Annotated in this window: 2 protein-coding genes and 1 pseudogene; all 3 read right to left on the bottom strand. The window is 72.7% G+C overall.

Annotated features, from left to right (window positions below; translation table 11 throughout):
• A pseudogene (locus KBX39_RS30065) lies at positions 1–147 on the bottom strand (alpha-ketoacid dehydrogenase subunit beta); the annotation flags it as partial.
• A 27-nt stretch (positions 148–174) separates the two neighbouring features.
• A complete protein-coding gene (locus KBX39_RS30070) occupies positions 175–1,305 on the bottom strand; it encodes a thiamine pyrophosphate-dependent dehydrogenase E1 component subunit alpha (protein ID WP_210873783.1) in 1,131 nt (376 codons plus the stop codon).
• Between the two features lie 116 nt (positions 1,306–1,421).
• Positions 1,422–1,915: aminotransferase class III-fold pyridoxal phosphate-dependent enzyme (locus KBX39_RS30075; protein WP_210873784.1), on the bottom strand; the 494-nt coding region annotated here is incomplete at its 5' end.

Consider the following 1,915-nt stretch of genomic DNA (forward strand, 5'->3'; position numbering starts at 1 on the left):
GGCCTCGCCGAAGTCCTTCTGCAGACCGTCGGTGACCCGGAAGACGCCGCCGAGCCGGCCGACGTCCTCGCCCATCAGGAGGACCTTGTCGTCGTCCTCCATGGCGCGGCGCAGGCCGCTGTTCAGTGCCTGACAGAGAGTGAGCATGAACGAGTTCTCCGATCGGGGCGGACGTCAGTCGAGGAAGGAGCCGCGGTAGGCGACGAACGCGTCGCGCTCCTCCCGCAGAAGCTGGGGCACGTCGGACAGCACCGTGGCGAAGGCGTCCGCGAGGTCCGGGGCCGTCAGGGCCAGGCACTCCCGGCGGGTCCGGTCGGCGAGTTCGTCCGCCTCGGCCTGGATCTGGCCGAGGAACGTCTCGTCGCTCCAGCCCTCGGCGCGCATCAGCGCCTCGACCCGGGCCAGCGGGTCCCGCGCCCGCCAGGCTTCCAACTCGTCGTCGGTGCGGTACCGGGTCGGGTCGTCGGACGTGCTGTGCCCGCCCATCCGGTACGTGGTGGCCTCGACGATCGCGGGGCCGGCGCCGGCGCGGGCGTGCTCGGTCACCGCCGACGTCACCGCGTACACCGCCAGCACGTCGTTGCCGTCGACCCACTCGCTGCGCAGGCCGAACCCGGCGCCGCGCCGGTGGATCGGGGTACGCGTCTGCGACGCGGTCGGCGTGGAGATGGCCCACTGGTTGTTCTGGCAGAAGAACACCATCGGGGCGGCGTTCACGGCGGCGATGTTCATTGCCTCGCTCGCGTCGCCCTCACTGGCCGCGCCGTCACCGAAGTACGTCACTACCACCGTGTCGCTGCCGTCGCGCTGCACGCCGAGCGCGTACCCGGTGGCGTGCAGCAGCTGCGCGGCCAGCACCAGCGTGTAGATGTGGAACGAGTACGGCTCCGGGTCCCAGCCGCTGTGCGCGACGCCGCGCCACTGCCGGAGCAGGTCGGCCGGGCCGATGCCGCGCCACAGCGCCGCCGCGTGCTCGCGGTAGCTCGGGAAGACGTAGTCGTCGGCGCGTACCGCCGCGACGGAGCCGACCTGTGCGGCCTCCTGGCCGCGGCACTGCAGCCACAGGCCCAGCTCGCCCTGTCGCTGCAACGCGAACGCCTCGTCGTCGAGGCGGCGGGCCAGCCGCATCCCCCGGTACAGGTCGCGGGTGAGGTGGCCGAGGGCGTCTCGGTCGACGTCCACGTCCGGGTGCAGGCGTCCGTCCGGGGTGACGAGCTGGGTCCAGCCCTCGGCGGCGCGCGGAAGGTCGGTGGTGCCGGTGAAGGGGTTGGTGACCGGTGGGTCGGCGAGATCTACGGTAGTCATTCGTCACCTTCTGGGTGCGTCGGTCTCCGCGTCACCGGGGTCGCCGGCCGTCTCGCGGATCTCGGATATGGGACCGCCCGCCGGGGTGGACCCGGCGGGCGGTGATGGGCGTACGTCTAGACCGTGTGCCGGTCGGCGAGTGTCAGCGCCTCGTCGAGGACCGCCAGTCCCGCCTTGGCCTCCGTCTCCGACACGGTGCAGGGCGGCACCACGTGGATCCGGTTGAAGTTGGCGAACACGACCAGGCCGCCCCGCTTGCACTCGGCCAGCACGTCGTTCATCTCCGGCGACGAGGCCCCGTACGGCGCCAGCGGCTCCCGGGTCTCGCGGTCGCGGACCAGTTCCAGCGCCCAGAAGACGCCGAGCCCGCGTACGTCCCCGACGCTCGGGTGCCGCTCGGCGATCTCGCGCAGCCCCGGGCCGAGCACGTCCGCGCCGATCCGGGCGGCGTTCTCGACGATGCCCTCGTCGCGCATCGCGTTGATGGTCGCGACGGCGGCGGCGGTGGCCAGCGGGTGGCCGGAGTAGGTCAGCCCGCCGGGGTAGGGGCGGGTGGCGAACGTGTCGGCGACGTGGTCGGCGATCACCACACCGCCGAGCGGCACGTAAC

It is taken from the genome of Micromonospora sp. D75, assembly GCF_018070405.1.
GTDB lineage: Bacteria > Actinomycetota > Actinomycetes > Mycobacteriales > Micromonosporaceae > Micromonospora > Micromonospora chalcea.